This window comes from Kaistia sp. SLG-1, from assembly GCF_059699055.1.
In genome coordinates, this window is sequence record NZ_AP048544.1 from 5,195,313 (window position 1) to 5,216,614 (window position 21,302).

At 67.4% G+C, this 21,302-nt stretch carries 18 protein-coding genes; 6 read left to right on the top strand and 12 right to left on the bottom strand.

Annotation, left to right across the window (positions count from 1 at the left end; all coding sequences use genetic code 11):
* Positions 1-167: 167 nt before the first annotated feature.
* Positions 168-551, bottom strand: coding sequence for a DUF2794 domain-containing protein (locus AC6HZP_RS24025; protein ID WP_371812748.1), 384 nt, complete (start codon positions 549-551; stop codon positions 168-170).
* 544 nt (positions 552-1,095) lie between these two features.
* Between AC6HZP_RS24025 and htpG the strand changes: the two genes are divergently transcribed.
* Positions 1,096-3,000 (top strand): molecular chaperone HtpG, encoded by a 1,905-nt coding sequence (gene htpG / locus AC6HZP_RS24030; RefSeq protein WP_497524870.1) that lies wholly within the window; start codon positions 1,096-1,098, stop codon positions 2,998-3,000.
* Between the two features lie 559 nt (positions 3,001-3,559).
* Here the strand turns inward: htpG and AC6HZP_RS24035 are convergent.
* Together AC6HZP_RS24035 and acnA are read right to left on the bottom strand one after the other, a co-directional pair.
* Entirely contained in the window at positions 3,560-4,336 is a 777-nt protein-coding gene (locus tag AC6HZP_RS24035) for a DUF1223 domain-containing protein (protein ID WP_497524871.1), read from the bottom strand.
* Positions 4,337-4,558: 222 nt separating this feature from the next.
* A complete protein-coding gene (gene acnA / locus AC6HZP_RS24040; RefSeq protein WP_497524872.1) occupies positions 4,559-7,249 on the bottom strand; it encodes an aconitate hydratase AcnA in 2,691 nt (896 codons plus the stop codon).
* 294 nt (positions 7,250-7,543) lie between these two features.
* Between acnA and ccmA the strand changes: the two genes are divergently transcribed.
* From ccmA to AC6HZP_RS24055, 3 genes are all read left to right on the top strand, one after another.
* Positions 7,544-8,164 (top strand): heme ABC exporter ATP-binding protein CcmA, encoded by a 621-nt coding sequence (gene ccmA / locus AC6HZP_RS24045; protein ID WP_497524873.1) that lies wholly within the window; start codon positions 7,544-7,546, stop codon positions 8,162-8,164.
* A complete protein-coding gene (gene ccmB, locus AC6HZP_RS24050; RefSeq protein WP_201401433.1) occupies positions 8,161-8,832 on the top strand; it encodes a heme exporter protein CcmB in 672 nt (223 codons plus the stop codon). The genes ccmA and ccmB overlap by 4 nt, the downstream gene beginning before the upstream one ends.
* Positions 8,833-9,234: 402 nt before the next feature.
* Entirely contained in the window at positions 9,235-9,489 is a 255-nt protein-coding gene (locus tag AC6HZP_RS24055; protein ID WP_497524874.1) for a hypothetical protein, read from the top strand.
* Between the two features lie 96 nt (positions 9,490-9,585).
* On the opposite strand, the gene purH is transcribed toward AC6HZP_RS24055, so the two are convergent.
* The 4 genes from purH to htpX form a co-directional block, all read right to left on the bottom strand.
* On the bottom strand, positions 9,586-11,202 hold the full coding sequence (purH, locus tag AC6HZP_RS24060; protein ID WP_497524875.1) for a bifunctional phosphoribosylaminoimidazolecarboxamide formyltransferase/IMP cyclohydrolase: 1,617 nt from the start codon (positions 11,200-11,202) through the stop codon (positions 9,586-9,588).
* 69 nt (positions 11,203-11,271) lie between these two features.
* Positions 11,272-13,020, bottom strand: a complete 1,749-nt coding sequence (locus AC6HZP_RS24065) for a heparinase II/III family protein (protein WP_497524876.1) — start codon at positions 13,018-13,020, stop codon at positions 11,272-11,274.
* 231 nt (positions 13,021-13,251) lie between these two features.
* Positions 13,252-14,529, bottom strand: coding sequence for an RsmB/NOP family class I SAM-dependent RNA methyltransferase (locus AC6HZP_RS24070; protein WP_497526849.1), 1,278 nt, complete (start codon positions 14,527-14,529; stop codon positions 13,252-13,254).
* An 83-nt stretch (positions 14,530-14,612) separates the two neighbouring features.
* Positions 14,613-15,626, bottom strand: coding sequence for a zinc metalloprotease HtpX (gene htpX, locus AC6HZP_RS24075; RefSeq protein ID WP_201401436.1), 1,014 nt, complete (start codon positions 15,624-15,626; stop codon positions 14,613-14,615).
* Between the two features lie 177 nt (positions 15,627-15,803).
* On the opposite strand from htpX, the gene AC6HZP_RS24080 reads away from it, so the two are divergent.
* Entirely contained in the window at positions 15,804-15,998 is a 195-nt protein-coding gene (locus AC6HZP_RS24080) for a DUF1674 domain-containing protein (protein ID WP_497524877.1), read from the top strand.
* A gap of 63 nt (positions 15,999-16,061) precedes the next feature.
* A complete protein-coding gene (locus tag AC6HZP_RS24085) occupies positions 16,062-16,331 on the top strand; it encodes a CopG family ribbon-helix-helix protein (protein ID WP_497524878.1) in 270 nt (89 codons plus the stop codon).
* A gap of 333 nt (positions 16,332-16,664) precedes the next feature.
* Here the strand turns inward: AC6HZP_RS24085 and acs are convergent, their stop codons facing one another.
* The 5 genes from acs to AC6HZP_RS24110 all read right to left on the bottom strand — a co-directional run bounded on the left by acs (position 16,665) and on the right by AC6HZP_RS24110 (position 21,223).
* Complete coding sequence (gene acs, locus AC6HZP_RS24090) at positions 16,665-18,605, bottom strand: acetate--CoA ligase (RefSeq protein ID WP_497524879.1); 1,941 nt, start codon at positions 18,603-18,605, stop codon at positions 16,665-16,667.
* An 89-nt stretch (positions 18,606-18,694) separates the two neighbouring features.
* Positions 18,695-19,357, bottom strand: coding sequence for a class I SAM-dependent methyltransferase (locus AC6HZP_RS24095; protein WP_497524880.1), 663 nt, complete (start codon positions 19,355-19,357; stop codon positions 18,695-18,697).
* 7 nt (positions 19,358-19,364) lie between these two features.
* Positions 19,365-19,793 carry an EVE domain-containing protein gene (locus AC6HZP_RS24100; RefSeq protein ID WP_201401441.1) on the bottom strand — a complete coding sequence of 143 codons (429 nt, stop codon included), beginning with the start codon at positions 19,791-19,793 and terminating at the stop codon, positions 19,365-19,367.
* Positions 19,794-19,838: 45 nt separating this feature from the next.
* A complete protein-coding gene (locus tag AC6HZP_RS24105; RefSeq protein ID WP_201401442.1) occupies positions 19,839-20,117 on the bottom strand; it encodes a YciI family protein in 279 nt (92 codons plus the stop codon).
* 206 nt (positions 20,118-20,323) lie between these two features.
* Positions 20,324-21,223, bottom strand: a complete 900-nt coding sequence (locus tag AC6HZP_RS24110; RefSeq protein ID WP_497524881.1) for a LysR family transcriptional regulator — start codon at positions 21,221-21,223, stop codon at positions 20,324-20,326.
* Positions 21,224-21,302: the final 79 nt, after the last annotated feature.

Consider the following 21,302-nt stretch of genomic DNA (forward strand, 5'->3'; position numbering starts at 1 on the left):
ATGCCCTTACTTCACCTCTCCCTGAGGGAGAGGTCGACGCACGCAGTGCGACGGGTGAGGGTTTACGGCCTTACCGGATGGTTCCCTAAACCCTCACCCGGAGCTTCGCTCCGACCTCTCCCTCAGGGAGAGGTAAAGGCAGCAGGCGTATGGCACCCGCCCCGCGCTCAGCCGTGCACGAGCTTGAGCTTGCCGTCGAGCACCGCCATCACCTGGCGCAGGTCATGGCCGCGCTTCATCACATAGCCGCCCGCCGCCACCACCGAATAGGCGCCCTGGCGGTTGCGCAGCTCCGGATCCTTGACGACGCGGAAGAGCGGAATCTCGGAGGAGCGGCGGAAGATGGAAAACACCGCCTTGTCGCGCAGATGGTCGATCGCATAGTCGCGCCACTCGCCGGCGGCCACCATGCGCCCGTACACGCGGAGGATTTCGTTCAGTTCCAGTCGGTTGAAGGCTACGAGGGAGACGGGCTTGGCCGTTTCCGGTGGGGTAAGCGCCAGAAGCGTGGCGCCGCCACCGGACGCCGCCTTATCTTCGCCATCGCTCACGGGCGCCTCCCGTTGCCAGTTGCACCGTCGTCGAAACGTCATGATCGCTCCGTTCCCTTGCGCTGGCAAGCGCACATCAAAGAGGCGATCCCTAGGTTTCGCGCGGTATAATTGCGTGCCGTTCCGGCACCTCACGAATCCGTGAAGTACCTTTCGAAAAATTCACTATTCCGCCCTTTTTCGGCCCGCCACCGGCCGCAAAGGACTGGCAAAAACTTACCATTGCTTCGAACGGTCCGGCTTGGCCCAGACTTCGGAATTTCTCAGCCCCCCAGCCCCCCGGGGTTCTTGGTTGAGCCGGACCACCTTCGACAGCGTGATTTGCATTCCCCTCCCAAAAAGCCCCTGAGGCCGGCATCCCTGCCCGGCCTTTTTCTTTGTCCGCATTTCTTGGCGCAAATGCCAGGCCGCGGGCGATGACTCGCGTCTGCCTTGAATCTCGGGCGCCAACCGGCGATATCACCCCCGCCCCGATGTCCGGGGCCTTGCCAATCACCCTCCCCGGCCCCGCCGGCCGGGACGATGCGTTGCCGGAGTGAAAAGCGTGTCCGAACAGAAGCCCGCCGCCGAGACCCGCTCGTTCGAAGCGGAAGTCTCGCGCCTGCTGCACATGATGGTGCATTCCGTCTATTCCAACCGCGACGTCTTCCTTCGCGAACTGGTCTCCAACGCCGCCGACGCCTGCGAGAAGCTGCGCACGCTGGCGCTCGCCGAGCCGGCGCTGATCGAGGGCGGCGACGCGTTCCAGATCGTCATCGAGGCCGACAAGGACGCGCCAAGCCTCGCCATCGCCGACAACGGCGTCGGCATGGACCGGCAGGAGCTGATCGACAATCTCGGCACCATCGCCCAGTCCGGCACCCGCGCCTTCCTGGAGCAGGCCGGCGACGGCGCCAAGGGCTCGGCGCTGATCGGCCAGTTCGGCGTCGGCTTCTACTCCGCCTTCATGGTCGCCGACAGCGTCACCGTCACCTCGCGCAAGGCGGGCACGGACGAAGCCTGGCGCTGGCATTCCGATGGCAAGGGCGCCTACGAGATCGAGCCGGTCGACTTGGCCGAGGCGCCGGCACGCGGCACCCGCATCGTGCTGCATCTGAACCCCGACAATGCGAGCTATGCCGAGACGGAGACGATCGAGCGCATCGTCACCGCCTACTCCGCCCATGTCCCCGTTCCGATCGTCCTGAAGCTCGCCGACGGCACCGAGGAGCAGCTCGCCGACGGCAGCGCGCTCTGGCGGAAGTCGAAATCCGCCGTGACCGAGGAAGAGTACAAGGAGTTCTACGGCCATGTCGGCGGCCGCTTCGACGAGCCCGCCGTCACCATCCACTATCGCGCCGAGGGGCGGACCGAATACTCGGTGCTGCTGTTCGTGCCGTCGTCGCGGCCGTTCGACCTGTTCGAGCCGGATCGGCGCGGCAAGGTGAAGCTGTACGTCCGCCGCGTCTTCATCACCGACGAGGCCGAGATCCTGCCGCCCTGGCTGCGCTTCGTGCGCGGCGTCATCGATTCGGAAGACCTGCCGCTCAACCTCTCGCGCGAGATGCTGCAGAAGAACCCGGTGATCGAGGCGATCGGCAAGGGCGTCACCAACCGCGTCCTCACCGATCTCGACAAGCTGGCCAATGACGATCCCGCCGCCTTCGCCAAGGTCTGGGAGGCGTTCGGCGCCGTGCTCAAGGAGGGCCTCTACGAGGCGCCCGACCGGCGCGACGCGCTGTTCAAGCTCGCCCGCTTCAAGACGACGACGGGCGGCGACAGCTGGCGCAGCCTCGCCGACGTCGTCGCCGGCTTCCGCCCCAACCAGACGTCGATCTACTACGCGCTCGGCGATGACGCGGCGACGATCGCGGCGAGCCCGCATCTCGAGGGCTATGCCAAGCGCGGCATCGAGGTGCTGGTTCTCGCCGATGCGGTCGACGCCTTCTGGGTGCGCACGGCGCTCGGCTTCGACGGCAAGCCGTTCCAGTCGGTGACGCAGGGCACCTCCAGCCTCGACCTGATCCCGGTGCTGGAAGCCGAGGCGGCGAAGGACGCCGCCAGCGGCGGGAAGCCGGCCTCGGAAGCCGCACTCGCCGCGCTGACCCAGCGGCTGAAGCAGGCGCTTGGCGACAAGGTGGTCGAGGTACGCGGATCGAACCGGCTGGCGACGAGCCCCGCCTGCCTCGTATCGCCGGAGTTCGGTCCCGACCGCCAGCTCGAGAAGATCCTGGCGAGCCGCGACGGCGCCGGCGGACGCTCCGCCTCGATCCTGGAGCTCAACCCCTCGCATCCGCTGATCGCCGGCCTCGCGGCCCAGGCGGCCGCCGGAGGGGCTGCGGAGAAGAAGGTCGACGAGGCGGCGGCGCTGATCTACGGCCTCGCCCGCATCCTCGACGGCGAGGCGCCGGACGAGCCGGCCGCCTTCGCCAAGGCGCTGGCGGGCCTCATGGAGAAGAATCTGGGCTGAATGCCTGGCCTATAGCGGCGGGTTCCAGCGAGCCCCTCACCCAGCCCTCTCCCGCCCGCGGGAGAGGGCTTTTGGACGGCGCCCTGCATCGATCTCGAAGCCGGGACGACAGGCACAGGCGATCTCCCTCGCCCGCTTGCGGGAGATGGTTGGGGTGAGGCTCGTTTTGGGGTCTGGCCCGTAATTCAACGCGAGCCGCGTTGTGCCCGAACCTCTCCCTCAGGAGACCTTCGCGCAACACCATTTTCATCGCGCTGATCGGATCGTGCCACCCTCCGCCGTCATCCCGGCGTAGGTCGGGATCCAGACACTCCGGCCTGTGGCCGATAGGCTGATCCAAGCTTTCCTGGCCAGTGTTCATGGGCCCCGGCCCCCGCCGGGGCGACGGTGCCCTGCCCATCGGCCGTGGGCTGCACGGCGACCATTCGGTGCTGTGCAAAGGTCTCCTCAGGGAGAGGTTAGGGCACAACACGGTTCGAGCGAGGAAATCGGACTCGCGTGCTGAAATACGGGCCAGACACCTAGGATCGGACGCCGAGGACGCTCCGAAGCGGCGCACTCACCATTCCGCGCCCTTTTCGATGAAGGCGGCGCCGAGCATCTCGCCCGGCTCGCCATCCACGGTCTCCGCCTGCAGCAGGATGGCGCAGCCGTCAGCCTCGGCCTGATTGTATTCGCTCATCGGCAGGTCGACCTTGGTCGGATCGCCGCGCCACATGGCGATCGGCCGGAGCTTGGTGACGACGTTGTAGTAGCTGAGCGTGCGGTCCTGGTTCTCGCCCTTGCGGATCGGCACGTCGACATGGCGCTTGTAGAGCGCCAGCCAGATCGTCCCCTTGCGCGATTTCGGCGCCGTCGGGTCGCCATTGCTGCCGATCGAAACCTGGAAGGAGTCGCCGGTGGTGCTGATCCCGATCGGCACGCTCAGCGGCTGCTCGGCCTTGAGCGCGGCCTCGATCGCCGTGCGATCGCTGCCGACGACATGGGTGCGGCCGTTGACGATCAGCTGCGGCGTATAGATCTGGCGATCGCCTCGGGCATTGGCATAGGCCTTCTGCCGCTGCGTGAATTCCTTGCGCGCCAGCGTGTCCTTCCAGCCGAGATAGTCCCAGTAATCGACCGGCAGCGACAGCGCCACGATGTCCGGACGCTTGGCGAAGTCCTCCAACACCTCATCGGCCGGCGGACAGGATGCACATCCCTGGCTGGTGAAGAGCTCAAGGACAGCCGTCACCGGATGCGTCGGAACCGGGACTGAGTCGGCCGAGGCCGAAAGGGCTGTCAGGATGCACGCGCCGATCGCCAGGGCGACCCAGCCGGATTTTCGAACAAACATGCCTTGCAACTTGTCCTGATCATCGCAGCGCCCGCCACTCGCGGCGCGTGTCGACGCAAACCTTAAATCCCAACCCCGTCCCAAGCCATTCAAATCGGGGTGACCTTCCGTGAGAACGGTGCCGTTCCCGCCCGGCGCACACAACAAAAAGCCGCGCCGCTGCTTCGATAAGCAGCGGCGCGGCCGATCACGAAAAAACGATCCAGGGGTGCCTGAAATCGCTTAGGCGACGAGGTTCCGGAGCACGTATTGCAGGATGCCGCCGTTCTTGAAGTAGTCGAGCTCGTCGAGCGTATCGATTCGGCAGAGCAGCGGCACAACCTTCTTCGAGCCATCGGCGAAGGTGATTTCCGCGTCCAGCATCTGGCGCGGCTTCAGATCGCCGGCGATGCCCTTGATCGTCACCGTCTCATCGCCCTTGAGGCCGAGCGTCTGCCAGGAGGTGCCTTCCTCGAAGACCAGCGGCACGACGCCCATGCCGACCAGGTTCGAGCGGTGGATGCGCTCGAAGGACTGGGCGACGACGGCGCGGACGCCGAGCAGGTTGGTGCCCTTGGCGGCCCAGTCGCGCGACGAGCCGGTGCCGTATTCCTTGCCGGCGAAGACGATCAGCGGCGTGCCCTCGGCCTTGTACTTCATGGCCGCGTCGTAGATCGGCATCTCGACGCCGTCCGGCTCGTGCAGCGTGAAGCCGCCTTCCTTGCCGCCCAGCATCTGGTTCTTGATGCGGATGTTGGCGAAGGTGCCGCGCATCATGACTTCATGATTGCCGCGACGCGTGCCGTACTGGTTGAAGTCGACCACGGCGACGCCGTTGTCGGAGAGGTACTTGCCCGCCGGCGAGGCCGGCTTGATCGAACCGGCCGGCGAGATGTGGTCGGTCGTGATCGAATCGAGGAACAGGCCGAGCACGCGGGCGTTCTCGATGTCGGTGATGGCGCGCGGCTTCTGCTGCATGCCGACGAAATAGGGCGGGTTCTGCACGTAGGTGGACTTGTTGTCCCAGGCGTAGGTCTCGCCCTGCGGAACGGCGATCTTCTGCCAGTTCTCGTCGCCCTTGAACACGTCGGCGTACTTCGCCTGGAACATCTTCTTGGTGACGTTCTCGCGGATGAAGGTCGCGATTTCCTGGTTCGAGGGCCAGATGTCCTTCAGGAAGACCGGCTGGCCGTCGGAACCGGTGCCGAGCGGCTCGGTCGCGAGGTCGATCTGCAGCGAGCCGGCGAGCGCATAGGCGACGACCAGCGGCGGCGAGGCGAGGTAGTTCGCCTTGACGTCCGGATTGACGCGGCCTTCGAAGTTGCGGTTGCCCGACAGCACGGCGGCGGCGACCAGGTCGCCCTGGTTGATCGCGGCGGAGATGTTCTCCGGCAGCGGACCGGAATTGCCGATGCAGGTGGTGCAGCCGAAGCCGACCAGGTTGAAGCCGAGCGCGTCGAGGTCCTTCTGCAGGTTGGCGGAGGCGAGATACTCCTCGACCACCTGCGATCCCGGCGCCAGCGACGTCTTCACCCACGGCTTCGACTTCAGGCCCTTGGCGACCGCGTTGCGGGCAAGCAGGCCGGCGGCGATCAGCACGCTCGGGTTCGAGGTGTTGGTGCAGGAGGTGATGGCGGCGATCGTCACGTCGCCATGGCCGACGGTGAAGTCAGAATCGGCGACGGCGACGCGCTTGTCGGCTTCGCCCGGCTTCTTGAACTCGCCCTCGAGCGAGGCGAGGAAGCCGGCCTTGGCGTCGGAAAGCAGCACGCGGTCCTGCGGGCGCTTCGGACCGGCGAGCGACGGCAGCACCGAGGAGATGTCGAGCTCGAGCACGTCGGTGAAGACCGGATCGGCGAGGCCGGGCTCGCGCCACATGCCCTGCGCCTTCGAATAGGCCTCGACCAGCGCGATGCGCTCGGCCTTGCGGCCGGTCTCGTCGAGATAGGCGATCGTCTCGCCGTCGACCGGGAAGAAGCCGCAGGTCGCGCCATATTCCGGCGCCATGTTGCCGATGGTGGCGCGGTCGGCGAGCGAGAGGTGCTCGAGGCCGGGGCCGAAGAACTCGACGAACTTGCCGACGACGCCCTTCTTGCGCAGCATCTGCGTCACGGTCAGCACGAGATCGGTGGCGGTGATGCCCTCGTTCAGCTTGCCGGTGAGCTTGAAGCCGATGACTTCCGGGATCAGCATGGAAACCGGCTGGCCGAGCATCGCGGCTTCGGCCTCGATGCCGCCGACGCCCCAGCCGAGCACGCCGAGGCCGTTCACCATGGTGGTGTGGCTGTCGGTGCCGACGCAGGTGTCGGGGTAAGCGACGGTCTCGCCGTTCTCGGTCTTGGTCCAGACGGTCTGGGCCAGATATTCGAGGTTGACCTGGTGGCAGATGCCGGTGCCGGGCGGCACAACGCGGAAATTGTCGAAGGCCGACTGGCCCCACTTCAGGAAGCGGTAGCGCTCCTGGTTCTGCTTGTACTCTTCCTCGACGTTCTTGCCGAAGGCCTGCGCGTTGCCGAAGAAGTTGACGATGACGGAATGGTCGATGACGAGGTCGACCGGGACCAGCGGGTTGATGCGCTTCGGGTCGCCGCCGAGATTGACCATCGCGTCGCGCATGGCGGCGAGATCGACCACGGCCGGAACGCCGGTGAAGTCCTGCATCAGAACGCGGGCCGGGCGATAGGCGATTTCACGCTCGTCCTTGCCGCGCGAGACCAGCCAGTCCTTGATCGCGACGATGTCGTTCTTGGTGACGGTACGGCCGTCCTCGTTGCGGAGCAGGTTCTCGAGCAGAACCTTCAACGAGAAAGGCAGGCTGGAGATGCCGGGAAGCCCGTTCTGCTCGGCGTCCTTCAAGCTGAAATAGACATAGCTTTCCGCGCCAACCGTCAGGATCTTGCGGGATTTGAAGCTATCGGGATGCTCGTTGCTCACGGTACGGTTCGTCCTCGTTTCAGTCGCGGAAACGCATGGCCGAAGTCGATGCACGAAGCGTGCCCGACGCGGTCAGGCGCACCCAAGGTGGCGGCGGAGTTTGGCTCGGCACGCGGTCCATCCCTGGGGTGGTGACGCAGGTCTTGGCCGCGGCGCGTCCGGCGCGCCGGGTTGCAGGCCTTATAATGAATTTCGTAAGGAGAAGCCAGATCAACGAAAGTCGCCGCGCTTGGAATCTTTCAAAGCTGCTCAACTGCAACCAAACCCGACGTCACCTCCGGGCCGGGGCCGCGCATGAATCCTGCGTCGCGCCAGCTGTCGGCGACCGAAATTGCCGTAAGTCGCGGTGGCCGCAGCATTTTCGCAAATTTGTCCTTCGCCGTGGGACAGAGCGAGCTGCTGGCGGTGACCGGCGCCAACGGGGCGGGCAAATCGACGCTGCTGCGCCTCATCGCCGGCCTCTTGCCGCTCGAGGCCGGATCGCTGCGCTTCGATGACGGTTCGGAAGGCGACCGGACGATCCAGGAGAGCGTCCATTATTTCGGCCATCTCGACGGCCTGAAACCGTCGCTCTCGGTGCGCGACAACCTGGCGCTGTGGACCCGAATCGCCGGCCGGCCCGGGCTGCCGCTGATCGAGGCGCTGGAAGAGGTCGAGCTCGACCATCTCGACGACCTGCCGGCCGGCTATCTCTCCGCCGGCCAGCGCCGGCGCGCCAGCCTGGCGCGGCTCCTCGTCGTCGAGCGCCCGATCTGGCTGCTCGACGAGCCGACCTCGGCGCTCGACGCCCGCTCGGAGGAGACGTTTGGCGCGCTGCTCGCCGCCCATCTCGATGCCGGTGGCCTGGCGATCGCCGCGACGCACCGCCCCCTCCCCGTCGCCGCGACGGCGACGCTCAGGCTCGGTGCGGCATGACGAACTTCTTCCTCGCGCTGATCGGACGGACGGTGCGGCTGTCGCTCGGCGCCGGCGGCGGCGCCTTCGTCGGGCTGATCTTCTTCCTGTCGGTGGTGGCGGTGGTGCCGTTCGGCGTCGGCCCGGACATGAAGCTGCTCGCCCGCATCGGCCCGGCCATGCTGTGGATCGCGGCCCTGCTCGCCACCCTGCTCGGCCTCGACCGCCTGTTCCAGGACGACCGCGACGACGGCAGCCTCGACCAGCTCGTCCTCTCCGGCCTGCCGCTGGAGCTGGTGGTGTTGGCGAAATCGATCGGCCACTGGCTGGCGACCGGCCTGCCGCTGGTGCTGGGCGCGCCGGTGTTCGGACTGATCCTCGGCCTCGACGCCACCGCGATCGGCCTCGTCACGCTGACGCTTCTGATCGGCACGCCGGCGCTGATCTTCATCGGCGCCATCGGCGCGGCGCTGATCACCGCGCTTCGCCGCGGCGGCCTGCTGGTCGCGATCCTGGTGCTGCCGTTCACCATTCCCGTGCTGATCTTCGGCGTCAGCACCATCTCCGCGGTGACGACGACCGGCCTGCCGGTGCTGCCGCCAATGTTGATTCTCACGGCACTGACGCTAGCCAGCGCCGTGATCGGCCCCGTCGCCGGCGCCGCGGCCCTGCGGGCCGGGATGGAGTAGTTCGCGTGGTCCGAGACGCGCCGAGGTGGGTTGAACGCCTGCAACTCCAGATTTGCAGGCGATAAGCGACTCAAGACACTCATTTTGTGCCCTAGATTGGGACACTCCGCCGATACGCTCGGAGCGCATACTCGCGCCGGCCCTGTGGATAAACAATGATACGCCGCGCCGTAACCGATTGATAAATAACGGCTATTCAGTCGACCAAAGATCAAAAGGGGAACAAAGATCGGGGGACGCTTGACTTGGCGGCATGTAGTCGGGCAAAGGCAATTAGGCACCCGAAATAGAAAAGCCATCTCGGTTGCACCCGAGATGGCTCCAAATTTCAGGCCCCGCAATGATTTTGAGCATCAAGCGGCGGGACATGAGCATTTCTAGCGGCTCTTTGTGAGTCAAATTATGCACGTGGTCAAGCTTGATGTCCGCTCGCAAGCGAAAGGACACTTCATGCGAGACCTGTTCGGAGCCCCGTCTCACGAGCTGACTTTCGAAGAAGCAGTAGAAGTACACCTGAAGCTGATGGAAGGCTGGCTGCAAAGCAGGATCGCAGCTTTCTATGATGTAAACGGTGGCCGCATTTCGGAAATCAACACCGGAAAGCGCCACCCGGGCAGTAAGGCAGAGGCGCTGAAACGGCGATGGCGTGCCGCCTGAAACTTGGCAAAAAGCCCAGAGAAGCCGTTAGTTGAGCTACTTCTCTTTAGCGTTGAGACGCGGCCTCCACGGCCGCGTCTCTCACCAAGCGTCCGCTCAGTGGCGGAAGTGGCGCATGCCGGTGAAGACCATGGCGAGGCCGGCTTCGTCGGCGGCGGCGATCACCTCGTCGTCGCGCATCGAGCCGCCCGGCTGGATGATCGCCGTCGCGCCGGCCTCGGCCGCGGCCAGAAGACCGTCGGCGAAGGGGAAGAACGCGTCGGAGGCGACGACAGAACCCTTGGCCAAAGTTTCCGGCAGACCGGCGGTGCGGGCGGCGTCGGCCGCCTTCTTGGCGGCGATGGTCGAGCTATCGACGCGGCTCATCTGGCCGGCGCCGACGCCGACCGTGGCGCCGTCCTTCACATAGACGATGGCGTTCGACTTGACGTGCTTGGCGACGCGGAAGGCGAAGAGGAGATCGTCGAGCTCGGCGTCAGAGGGCGCGCGCTTGGTCACGACCTTCAGATCCGACTTCTGGACGCGGCCGGCGTCGCGGTCCTGCACCAAGAGGCCGCCCGCCACCGTCTTGACCGTCGTGCCCTTCGCCGCCGGATCCGGCAGGCCACCGGTGACGAGCAGGCGGAGGTTCTTCTTGGCGGCGACGATCGCCACTGCCTCGTCCGTCGCATCCGGGGCGATGATCACCTCGGTGAAGATCTCGACGATCTTCTTCGCCGCCTCGGCATCGAGCGTGCGGTTCAGCGCGACGATGCCGCCGAAGGCCGAAACCGGATCGCAGCGCAGCGCCTTGTCATAGGCCTCGGCGAGCGTCGCGCCGGTGGCCACGCCGCAGGGATTGGCGTGCTTGATGATGGCGACGGCCGCCGTCTCGGCCGGATCGAACTCGGCGACCAGCTCGAACGCCGCGTCGGTGTCGTTGATGTTGTTGTAGGAGAGCTGCTTGCCCTGCAGCTGCTTCGCCGTCGAGACGCCGGGGCGGATTTCGCCGGAGGCGTAGAAAGCCGCCTGCTGATGCGGGTTCTCGCCGTAGCGCATGATCTCGCGCAACGAACCGCCGAACGAGCGCCAGGCCGGCGCCGGCTCTTCCAGCACGCGGGCAAACCAGCCGGAAACGGCCGCGTCGTAAGCCGCCGTGCGGGCAAAGGCCTTGGCGGCGAGGCGCTTGCGGAAGGCGAGCGGGGTCGAGCCGGCATTGGCGTCGAGCGTCTCCAGCACCGAGGCGTAGTCGGCCGGGTCGACGACGATCGAGACGAAGCCATGGTTCTTGGCTGCGGCGCGCGTCATGGCCGGGCCGCCAATGTCGATGTTCTCGACGGCGGTGGCGTAGTCCTCGGTCGAAGCGATCGTCTTCTCGAACGGGTAGAGGTTGACGGCGACGAGATCAAAACCCTCGATGCCGTGCTCTTCCATCTCGGCCGCGTGCTGGGGATCGTTGCGGATGCCGAGCAGGCCGCCATGGATCTTCGGATGCAGCGTCTTGACCCGGCCGCCGAGGATCTCCGGGAAGCCGATGACGTCGGCGACGTTGGTCGCGGGCAATCCGGCATCAAGCAGCGCCTTGCAGGTCGATCCGGTGGCGACGAGCGCGACGCCGCGCTCATGCAGCGCCCGGGCGAAGTCGATCAGGCCGGTGGAATCGGAGACCGAAAAGAGCGCGCGCTTCATCGGAACGAGTTCGGGAAGGGCGACCTTTGACGGCGGTACGGCCATGGCATCCTCGCGGGGGTTTGTCGATGAGGCCCGCGCGATAGCACGATTTTCCGCGCGATGCAGCCCGCTTCACGCCCCGAGCGGCAGATCGTCTTCCGGCTCGTCGTGATAGCGCGGATGTCCGCCCGGCTCGACGACGCAATGCAGGTACCAGTGCACCTCGGCCTGGTTCAGGGCACGGCCATAGACGACGATCTGCCCGGTGCGGCGGCTGCCGCGGATGTCGGAGAGGCGTATGCTCTCCTCCCAGACGACCTCCAGCCCCGGCGCGCCGAATTCCCAGGCCGAGCCGTCCGGCAGTCCCAGCAGCACCGCCTCGCCATTGCCGATGCGCTCGGCGCTGATGGCGGGATGCAGGTGGAAGCGGATGGCGAAGGCGTCGCGGCCGCCGCGCGCCACGCTGGTGAACGCATCGACGCCGTCGACGCGATCGCCATAGGGCGACAGCACGATGCGACGCTGATGGCGGATGCCGAAGCGGGAGACGTAGCCGTCATGGGTGGCGGTCACCGTCGTCTGGCCGCGATCTTCCTCGCGGGCGACGTCGACCCGGCCGGGGCCCCAGACGATCGCCTCGCCCAGCCGGTCGGCCAGGAAGCCGCCGGAGAGGAAGCGGCAGGAGGAGGAATCGTTCAGCGTCACGGTCGAATGCGCCGCCGTGGTGCGCGCCATCCGGCGCAGGGCGGCCGCGCCCGGACCCGGCACGCCGCAATTGACGATCAGCGGCTGGCGGCCGACGCTCATTTCGAAGGAGAGGCAGCCGGCATGCGCGTCGAGCGACAGCGCGGGCGGCGGCGGCGCGCCGGTATCCATCAGGATCACCGTGTCGCCGGCCTCGAGGCGCTGATAGCCGACGAAGGGCGCGTTGCGGCCGGCCGAGCCGCGCGCATCGTCATAGGCGAGCACGGTGGCGAGCAGGCCGAGCTGCGTCTCGCCCATGCCGTTGAAGCGGGCGAAGGAGCCGTCGCCGTGCCGGAAGAAGCGCAGCATCGGCATCATCCGGTCGATAGCGCCGAGCAGCACGGCGGACGGCTGCTGGCCGCGCGCAGTATAGGCCTGGCGGAGCGGCAGCAGGTCGACGAGGATTTCCAGCACGGTGCCGGGATTGCGGCCGACATGGCCGCCATCCGGCAGGATCTGCCTCTGCAGCTCCTGATCGAGCCAGCGCGAGACCTGGCGCACCATGCGGGGCTGGTCGGAGAGCGACAGTCCCGCCGCCGCCAGCGCCATCATGACGCGGAGGCGCGGCAGACCCGGCTGGACATCGCGCGCGACGCGCCGGAGATGCCGCACCTGCCGGGTCAGCGAGCGCATGAAGCGGCGATAGAAGCCGTGGTCACAGCCTTCGAGCACCAGCGGCGTCTGCGCCAGCCAGGACAGGATCCGCCGCGCCGTCACGTCCGGATCGCGCGCCGCGCGGTCGTGGTTCTTCTGGAAGCGGATCCATTCGTCGACCAGCGCCCGCGCATTCGAGCGCGACACGGCGAGGTCGGAGGCGCGCAGATGCCGCAGCCAGCCGAAGGAATGCAGCCGCTCGGCCCAGGCGCGCGACGGCGCCTCGATCTCGAACACCGAGAAGCCGGCGACGTCGACCACCTCGCCGGCGAAGACGAAGCGGCCGGCATAGATGTCGTTGGCGATGGTGGGATCGGCGGTGCGGAGATCGGTCGGCGCGATCAGCAGCCGCTCCGGCACCTGGCCGTAATACTTCCAGCGATAGAGCGGGCTCGCATGGAACGCATAGCGCGCGCGTCGCCAGGCGGAGGCGAGTGCGAAGCGGACGAGCCGACCCCGACCGGATCCTGCTCCGAACGCCATACCCTCTCGCTCCTTCATCTGCCGCTGATTGTCTTCTGAGCTGTCGATGCGACGCGGCGAACGAATCAGTCCGCCAGCCTTGCGCCCCATCTAATTGCGCCTTGATTCAAATGGAAACCGTTTCCGGCGGGCTGGACCCCGCTCCATCCCAAGGGAAAAGGGATGGAGCGCTCGGATTTCGCGTGTCGCCGCCATGCCGGCCAACGATAGGTTGCTTCGACGGCCCCGCCTCTAGAACCGCCGGAAGCGCGCGGCGAAGAAGCCGTCGAGGCCGGAGAGGCGCGGCTCCCCGTTCGGCAGGTCGGAGGGCAGCGTCCTCAGGAAGCCGTCGCGGCAGATCGCCTCGAGGCCTCCGACCTCCTCCGGCCGGATCGGCTCCAGCGCCAGCGGCAGGCTCGCCAGGGCGAGCGCCACCTGATCCTCGCCCTCGACCCGCTCCAGCGAGCAGGTGCAGTAGACCAGGATGCCGCCCGAGCGCAGCATGGAGGTTGCCCGCGCCAGCAGCGACATCTGGATATTCGCCAGCGCCTTGATGTCGGCGGGCCGTTTCAGCACGGCGACGTCGGGATGGCGGCGGATCGTGCCGGTCGCCGAACAGGGCGCGTCGAGCAGGATGGCGTCGAAAAGCCGCCCCGGCTGCCAGGTTTCGACATCGGCGGCGATCGTGCCGATCTGCAGCTGCAGCCGCGAGAGATTCTCACGCACCCGCTGCAGGCGCGGCTCGGAGATGTCGACCGCCATCACCTTGGCGCCGGCAAGCGCCAGCTGCGCCGTCTTGCCGCCGGGCGCGGCGCAGAGATCGGCGACGTCGAGGCCGTCGACATTGCCGAGCAGCTTCGCCGGCAGCGCGGCGGCGGCGTCCTGCACCCACCACTGGCCCTCGGCGAAGCCCGGCAAGGCGTCGATCGGCCCATGCGGGATGAGGCGGACGCTGCCGGTCGGAAGAACGATGCCGCCGAGCTTCTCGGCCCAGCCCTCGGGGTCCGACTTGACGGTCAGGTCGAGCGACGGCTCCAGCAGATGGGCCGCGGCGATCTCCGCCGTGGTGGCGGCGCCATAGTCGGCGACCCAACGCTCATACAGCCAGTCCGGCACGTTGAGGCGAACCTCATCCTGCGACGCCAGGATGGCGTCGCGCTGCTCGGTCAGCCGGCGCAGCACCGCGTTGACCAGGCCCTTGAAATGGCGCGCGTCGCGATCGGCCTCTGCGGTCTCAACGGCGATCGAGACGGCGGCATGGTCCGGCACGTCCATGAACAGGATCTGCGCGGCGGCGACATGCAGGATGGCGGGCAGCGGGCCCGACTTGCGCGGCAGCGCCTTGTCGAGGAAGCGGCCGAGCGCGTCGTCGATCTGGCCGCGCCGGCGCAGCGCGATGCCGAGAATGGCGCGCGCCAGCCCGCGCTCGCGCGGGTCCAGCGTCTCAAAGGGGCCGTCGGTCGCGTCGATGGCGCTGTCGAGCGGGCGATGCTCGGCGAGCACGGCCATCAGCGCCGTGGTGGCGGCCATGCGGGCGGCGACACCGGGTGCGAGGCGGGGCGCGCGCGGCGCGTGGCGGGAAGGACGGGCGCCGGACGGCGTTGTCTTCTTGCTCAACCCCACGGCCCCCGGCCGGAGGAACCATTGGAGCCCGAACCACCCCACGGGCCCCGGGGGGCGGCGCCGGCGGAGGGACGCGCCGAACGGAAGCCGCCCGGCAGGCTCACATTGGCCTTGGGCCGGCCCGGGGCCGAACCGCCGCCGCCGCGACGGCCGCCGAATTCGGCCTCCATCGCCATCAGGGCCGCGATCCGGTTCTCGGTGTCCGGATGTGTCGAGAAGAGATTGTCCATACGCTGCCCGGATAGGGGATTGATGATGAAGAGATGGGCGGAGGCCGGATTGGCCTCGGCCGCCTCGTTGGGGATCTCGTGCGCCCCGCGCGCGATCTTGGCAAGGGCGCTCGCCAGAGCGCGCGGCTGGCCGCAGATCTCGGCGCCGAGGCGATCGGCCGAATATTCGCGCGTCCGGCTCACCGCCATCTGCACCAGCATGGCGGCGAGCGGCGCCACGATGGCGGCGGCGATCACGCCGATGATGCCGAGCGGGTTGTTGTTCTCGCGGTTGTGGCTGCCGCCGAAGAAGAAGGCGAAATTCGCCAGCATCGAGATCGCGCCGGCAAGCGTCGCGGTGATCGTCATGGTCAGCGTGTCGTGGTTCTTCACATGCGCCAGCTCATGCGCCATCACGCCGGCGATCTCGTCGCGGGTCAGGGCCTGCAGCAGGCCGGTCGACGCGGCGACGGCGGCGTTCTGCGGATTGCGGCCGGTCGCGAAGGCGTTGGGCTGGGCGGAATCGATGACATAGACCTTCGGCATGGGAAGACCGGCGCGCTGCGCCAAATCGCGGACGATGCCGTAGTACTCCGGCGCGCTGCGTTCGTCGACCTCGTGGGCGCCGTACATCGACAGCACCATCCTGTCGGAGTTCCAGTAGCTGAACACGTTCATGCCGGCGGCGATGACGAAAGCGATCATCATGCCGCTCGAACCGCCGATCAGGTAGCCGACTCCCATGAAGATGGCGGTAAGGGCCGCAATCAGCATGGCAGTACGCATCACGTTCATCGGTCACTCCAGCTCCGGGTGGCGCGCGGCGCCTACATTGCAGCACCGTGCGGGATCGACCTATATGATGGGAAGATGCAGGTCGACCTGCAAGTTGCGGCCCTGTTGCAGCTCCCTTCCGCCGCATGGCCAATCCCGCCGGAATCAGCCCTTTCCGGTACAGCCACCCCGAGGCCCATGACCAACGAAGCACCCGCCCCCGCCCCGCGTCCCCTGAGCGAAGCCGCGCAGCGCGCTCTCGCCGAGGCCGAGGCCCGCCGCGCCGAGATCGACGCCGCGACGAAGCGCCCGCGCGAGATCCTCGGCCGCTCCGGCCCCGAACCAGTCCGCTACGGCGACTGGGAAAACAAGGGCATCGCCAGCGATTTCTGAGGCGGCGACGAGCCCGTCTTCCTGTGCTAGCCTCGCTCGGCAATCGACGTGATCGGGAATGCCATGACGTTGTCAGTCAAGCTGGATCCTGATGTCGAGGCGCGCCTGAAGGCGCTGGCCGAGACGCGTCGTCTCGATCCGGATGTCATGCTGCACGAGGCGATCGAGGAATATCTCGATCGCGAGGAGGCGCGTCAGGCCTTCAAGGCGGAAGCGTTGGCCTCGCTCAGCGCCTTTCGCGAGGACGGGTTGCATTTGACCCTCGACGAGACCGAGGCCTGGCTCGACGGCTGGGGCACGGATGCGGATGCGCCTCCGCCGCCTTGCCACTGAGGCTCCCACACACTCGCCGTCATCCCGGACGCAGCGAAGCGAAGATCCGGGATCCATGCTGCCATGGCCTGAGCCTTTGGCGCGATGACGGGCTTGCAGCGAAGCGATTCCGGGTGAGGCAGCGGATGGATGGATCCCGGGTCAAGCCCGGGATGACGGCGAGGGTGTGGCTCGCGTCGTGCCAGTCCGGATGGGCGACTGTCGAACCTCTGAGGCTTGGCTCGACGGCTGGAGCACGGATGCGGCGACGACCCCGCCGCTTTGCCACTGAGGCTTCCACACACTCGCCATAGGGATCCGCCGGCCCCAGTGGACCGGCGGATGATTTTGGAACTACCGCTTGTTCTGGCGGTTGGCGACGAGGTCGTCGACGACGGCCGGGTCGGCCAGTGTCGAGGTGTCGCCGAGATTGCCGAATTCGCCCTCGGCGATCTTGCGCAGGATACGGCGCATGATCTTGCCGGAGCGCGTCTTCGGCAGGCCCGGCGCGAACTGGATCAGGTCCGGCGAGGCGATCGGGCCGATCTCCATCCGCACCCAGCCGACCAGCGCCTTGCGCAGCTCGTCGCTCGGCTGCACGCCCGCCATCAGCGTGACATAGGCGTAGATGCCCTGCCCCTTGATGTCGTGCGGATAACCGACGACGGCCGCTTCCGAGACATGCTCATGCGCGACCAGCGCGCTCTCGACCTCGGCCGTGCCCATGCGATGGCCGGAGACGTTCAGCACGTCGTCGACGCGGCCGGTGATCCAGTAATAGCCGTCGGCGTCGCGCCGGCAGCCGTCGCCGGTGAAGTAGGCGTTCTTGTAGGTCGAGAAATAGGTCTGCACGAAGCGCTCGTGGTCGCCATAGACGGTGCGCATCTGGCCGGGCCAGGAATCGGTGAGGATCAGATTGCCCTCGGCGACGCCCTCCAGCACCTTGCCTTCGCCGTCGACGATCGCCGGCTGGACGCCGAAGAAGGGCAGCGTCGCCGAGCCCGGCTTCTGCGCGATCGCGCCCGGCAGCGGCGTGATCAGGATGCCGCCGGTCTCGGTCTGCCACCAGGTGTCGACGATCGGGCAGCGATCGTCGCCGACGACGCGGTGATACCACTCCCACGCTTCCGGATTGATCGGCTCGCCGACCGAACCGAGCAGGCGGAGCGAGGCGCGCGAGGTCTTCTTCACCGGCGCGTCGCCGGCCTGCATCAGCGCGCGGATCGCCGTCGGCGCCGTGTAGAAGATGTTGACCTTGTGCTTGTCGATCACCTCCCAGAAGCGGGAATTGGTCGGATAGCTCGGCACGCCTTCGAACATCAGCGTCGTGGCGCCGTTCGAAAGCGGGCCGTAGACGATGTAGGAATGGCCGGTGACCCAGCCGACATCGGCGGTGCACCAGTAGATGTCGCCGTCCTGATAGTCGAACACCTTGCTGTGCGTCAGCGAGGCATAGACCAGGTAGCCGCCGGTGGTGTGCAGCACGCCCTTCGGCTTGCCGGTCGAACCCGACGTGTAGAGGATGAACAGCGGATCCTCGGCGCCCATCGGCTCGGGATCGCAATGCTGCGGCACCGTCTTGGCCAGATCGCTGTAGAAGGCGTCGCGGCCGTTCCGCATCGGGATATCGGCGAAGGTGCGCTGCACGACCAGGGTCTTCACGTCGTCGGCGATCTTGGCGAGCGCGGCGTCGACATTGGCCTTCAGCGGGATCTTCTTGCCGGCGCGCAGGCCCTCGTCGGCGGTGATGACGAGCTTCGAGCCGCAATCCTGGATGCGTCCGGCGAGGCTGTCGGGCGAGAAGCCGCCGAAGACGACCGAATGCACGGCGCCGATGCGCGTGCAGGCGAGCATCGCGAAGGCCGTCTCCGGGATCATCGGCATGTAGATGGTGATCCGGTCGCCCTTCTTGGCGCCCATCTCCTTGAGCACGTTGGCGAAGACGTTCACCTGCTCGGAGAGCTCGCGATAGGTGATCGAGCGGCTCTCCGAGGGATCATCCCCCTCCCAGAGGATCGCCACCTGGTCGGCGCGCTTGGCGAGATGCCGGTCGACACAATTGGCCGAGACGTTGAGAACGCCGTCCTCGAACCACTTTATCGAGACGTTGTCCGGCGCGAACGAGGTGTTCTTCACCTTGGTGAACGGCTTGATCCAGTCGATCCGCCTGGCCTCGTCGGCCCAGAAGCCATCCGGATCCGCGACCGAGCGCTCATACAGGGCGCGATAGGTCGGCTCGTCGATCTGCGCGCGCTTCGCCCAGTCCTCCGAGACCGGATAGATCTTGTCTTCCATAGTCTTCCCTCCCTGGCAGCGCCGCGCGAAGCGGTGCGCCGTGATACCGGCGCGCATTATGCGAATCCCGGGCGGCCGGGCAAGGCAGACTAGAGCGCTTCGCAAAAGCCGAGTTGCAGCACGCTGACCCGCTTCATCGTGGCGTCCTCCAGCGCGGGATGAACCGGCACCTCATATCGGGCGAGATCGCGCCGGCCCGTGGCCGGCGCATAGGCGCGGTCGGGGTCGCCGGCGATGACGGTCATGCCGCCCGCCGCGAGTCTCTCAAGCCATGGCAGCAGCCCGGCGGCGAAACCGCGATCGTAGAAGACGTCGCCGGCCAGGAGCACTTCGCAGTCGTCGAGCGCTGCGCCGATGAGATCGACGCGGCGAGCGGAGACGGCCACGCCGTTCGCCGCCGCGTTCAGGCCGATCGACGCCACCGCGAAGGGATCGATGTCGACGGCCTCGACATCCGCCGCGCCCGCCAGCGCCGCCGCGATCGCCACCAGCCCGGAGCCGGAGGCGAAATCGAGCACGCGCTTGCCGCGCACGGTTTCGGGATGGTCGAGGATGTAGCGCGCCAGCCCCTGCCCGCCGGCCCAGGCGAAGGCCCAGAACGGCGGCGGCAGATCAGCCTGGTCGAGCGTCGCCTCGGTCAGGTGCCAGAGCGCCGTTGCCTCGTCGGCCTGGTGCAGGCGGATTTCCGGCACGAAGGCGACCGGCGAAAGCCGGGTCTGCTCGCGGACGAAACCCGCCGGGTCGGCGATCAAGCCGGGCTCAGATCGCGGCCGGGTCGAGCCCGCCGAGTTCCAGGATGAGCTTCCACTCCCGCTCCGTCACCGGCTGCACGGAGAGGCGCGAATTACCGACCAGCGCCATGCCCTCGAGCCGCGGCTCGGCCTTGGCCGTCTCCAGCGAATAGGGCTTTGGCAGATCGCGGACGGCGCGGAGATCGACGCATTCCCAGCGGCCGCTGTCGTCGGTGGAATCGGGATGGGCCAGCTTCGCCACCTCGACGATCCCGACGATCTCCTTGCCGATGTTGGAATGGTAGAAGAAGCCGCGATCGCCGAGCTGCATGGCGCGCATGTTGTTGCGCGCCTGGTAGTTGCGGACCCCGTCCCATTCCTGGCCTGCGGCTCCCTTCTTCTTCAGATCGTCGAAGGAGAAGACATCGGGTTCGGACTTGAAGAGCCAGTAGGCCATGGGACGCTCCGGGTCGAGATCAGGAAGAGAGGCTGGCGCGGCCGATCAGGCCGGCTTGCCGACGGCCCAGCGCCAGGGGCGAACCACCGTTTCCTTGAACAGGCCGGCCTTGGCATAGGGGTCGGTGGCGAAGACGGCGCGGGCGGCGGCCTCGTCCTCGGCCTCGAGGATCAGCAGCGAACCGCACATGTCGCCGCTCTCGTTCAGGAACGGGCCGGCGATGGCGATGCCGGTTTCCTTCAGCCACTCGATATGGGCGGGGCGGTTCTCGAGACGGACCGGCAGGCCGTCATCCTTGTCGGTGAGAATGGCAACGAAATGCATGAAACCCTCCTGGAGCGTTTTCGGGCGAAGGGAATGGGTTCGCCGAATGAAAACGCGATCGAACAAGAATTGGAACCGTTCAGCGGAGCGGTTCCGGAATAGCGGCGGCACGTTAGGCGGCGCGCCGACGCGCGTAAAGAGCGGCGGCGCGCGCGGAAGGGGAAAGGCGTCGACGCCTTTGGATATAGGCATCGACGCCTCACGGATCAGCCCGCGCCATTGCCGCGAAACAGAGCCGCCTCGCGCTTGAACAGCGCCACCAGCGCGTCGCGGACGAGGCGCACCGGCGCCGGCGTCGCGCTCTCGCGGCGGGCGAGCAGCCAGAGCTCGCGCAGCGGCGGCGTTCCCTCGATATCGACGGGGACCAGCGCCGGATCCGGGCCGGCGAGGAAATGCGGCAGCAGCGCCACGCCGAACCCCGCCCGCGCGGCGCCGGCCTGCGTCAGCTGGCTGTTGGTGCGGAACGCCAGACCGCGACCGGGAAACCGGCGCGACAGCCAGACCGCCTCCGGCAGATGCGCGCTCGCCTCGTCGAAGCCGACCAGATCCGGCTCGGCGCCGGCGGCGATCCGCGCCGCCCATTCGGCGCTGGCATAGAAGCCGAAGCCGAGCGTCGCGACCTGCCGGGCGATCAATTCGCTGTCCGTCGGCCGGCCGAGGCGCAGGGCGAGATCGGCCTCGCGGCGGGCAAGGCTGACCAGGCGGCGATCGGCGATCATCTCGATGTCGATCGCCGGATGCTCGCCGCGGAACAGCGCGAGGCGGGGAAGGAGATAGGCATCGGCGAGGCCCGGCGTCGCCGTGATCCGGACCAGTCCGGCCGGCGCTTCCGCCTCGCCGTGCCGTGCCAGGGAGCGGGCGGCCGTCTCCATCGCGGCGATCGCCTGCAGCGCGTCGCGGCCGGCGGCGGTCAGCTCGTAGCCGGTCGGCCGCCGCTCGATCAGCCGGGCGCCGATCACCTTTTCCAAGCCGGCGACGCGACGGGCGACGGTGGCGTGGTTGACCGCCAGCGCCCGCGCGGCGGCCGACAGGCTGCCATGGCGGGCGAGCGCCGCGAAGTAGCGCGCGTCCTCCCAATCCACCTCTGTGCGAAAACGCTCAGCCATGGCGAAAGATTAGCGAATTTCTCGCAGCGCCACGAGCGCCTATCTCTCTAACGAACGCGGCCCGACCGCGCATTGTCGA

Excerpts from the sequence above, each read along its gene's own strand:
- AC6HZP_RS24110 (WP_497524881.1), bottom strand. The coding sequence starts at position 21,223 with ATGGCTGAGCGTTTTCGCACAGAGGTGGATTGGGAGGACGCGCGCTAC.
- htpX (WP_201401436.1), bottom strand. The coding sequence starts at position 15,626 with ATGAACGTGATGCGTACTGCCATGCTGATTGCGGCCCTTACCGCCATC.
- AC6HZP_RS24070 (WP_497526849.1), bottom strand. The coding sequence starts at position 14,529 with ATGGCCGCCACCACGGCGCTGATGGCCGTGCTCGCCGAGCATCGCCCG.
- AC6HZP_RS24055 (WP_497524874.1), top strand. The coding sequence starts at position 9,235 with ATGCACGTGGTCAAGCTTGATGTCCGCTCGCAAGCGAAAGGACACTTC.
- AC6HZP_RS24065 (WP_497524876.1), bottom strand. The coding sequence starts at position 13,020 with ATGGCGTTCGGAGCAGGATCCGGTCGGGGTCGGCTCGTCCGCTTCGCA.
- AC6HZP_RS24085 (WP_497524878.1), top strand. The coding sequence starts at position 16,062 with ATGACGTTGTCAGTCAAGCTGGATCCTGATGTCGAGGCGCGCCTGAAG.
- AC6HZP_RS24100 (WP_201401441.1), bottom strand. The coding sequence starts at position 19,793 with ATGGCCTACTGGCTCTTCAAGTCCGAACCCGATGTCTTCTCCTTCGAC.
- ccmA (WP_497524873.1), top strand. The coding sequence starts at position 7,544 with ATGAATCCTGCGTCGCGCCAGCTGTCGGCGACCGAAATTGCCGTAAGT.
- AC6HZP_RS24035 (WP_497524871.1), bottom strand. The coding sequence starts at position 4,336 with ATGTTTGTTCGAAAATCCGGCTGGGTCGCCCTGGCGATCGGCGCGTGC.
- ccmB (WP_201401433.1), top strand. The coding sequence starts at position 8,161 with ATGACGAACTTCTTCCTCGCGCTGATCGGACGGACGGTGCGGCTGTCG.
- acs (WP_497524879.1), bottom strand. The coding sequence starts at position 18,605 with ATGGAAGACAAGATCTATCCGGTCTCGGAGGACTGGGCGAAGCGCGCG.
- purH (WP_497524875.1), bottom strand. The coding sequence starts at position 11,202 with ATGGCCGTACCGCCGTCAAAGGTCGCCCTTCCCGAACTCGTTCCGATG.
- AC6HZP_RS24105 (WP_201401442.1), bottom strand. The coding sequence starts at position 20,117 with ATGCATTTCGTTGCCATTCTCACCGACAAGGATGACGGCCTGCCGGTC.
- AC6HZP_RS24080 (WP_497524877.1), top strand. The coding sequence starts at position 15,804 with ATGACCAACGAAGCACCCGCCCCCGCCCCGCGTCCCCTGAGCGAAGCC.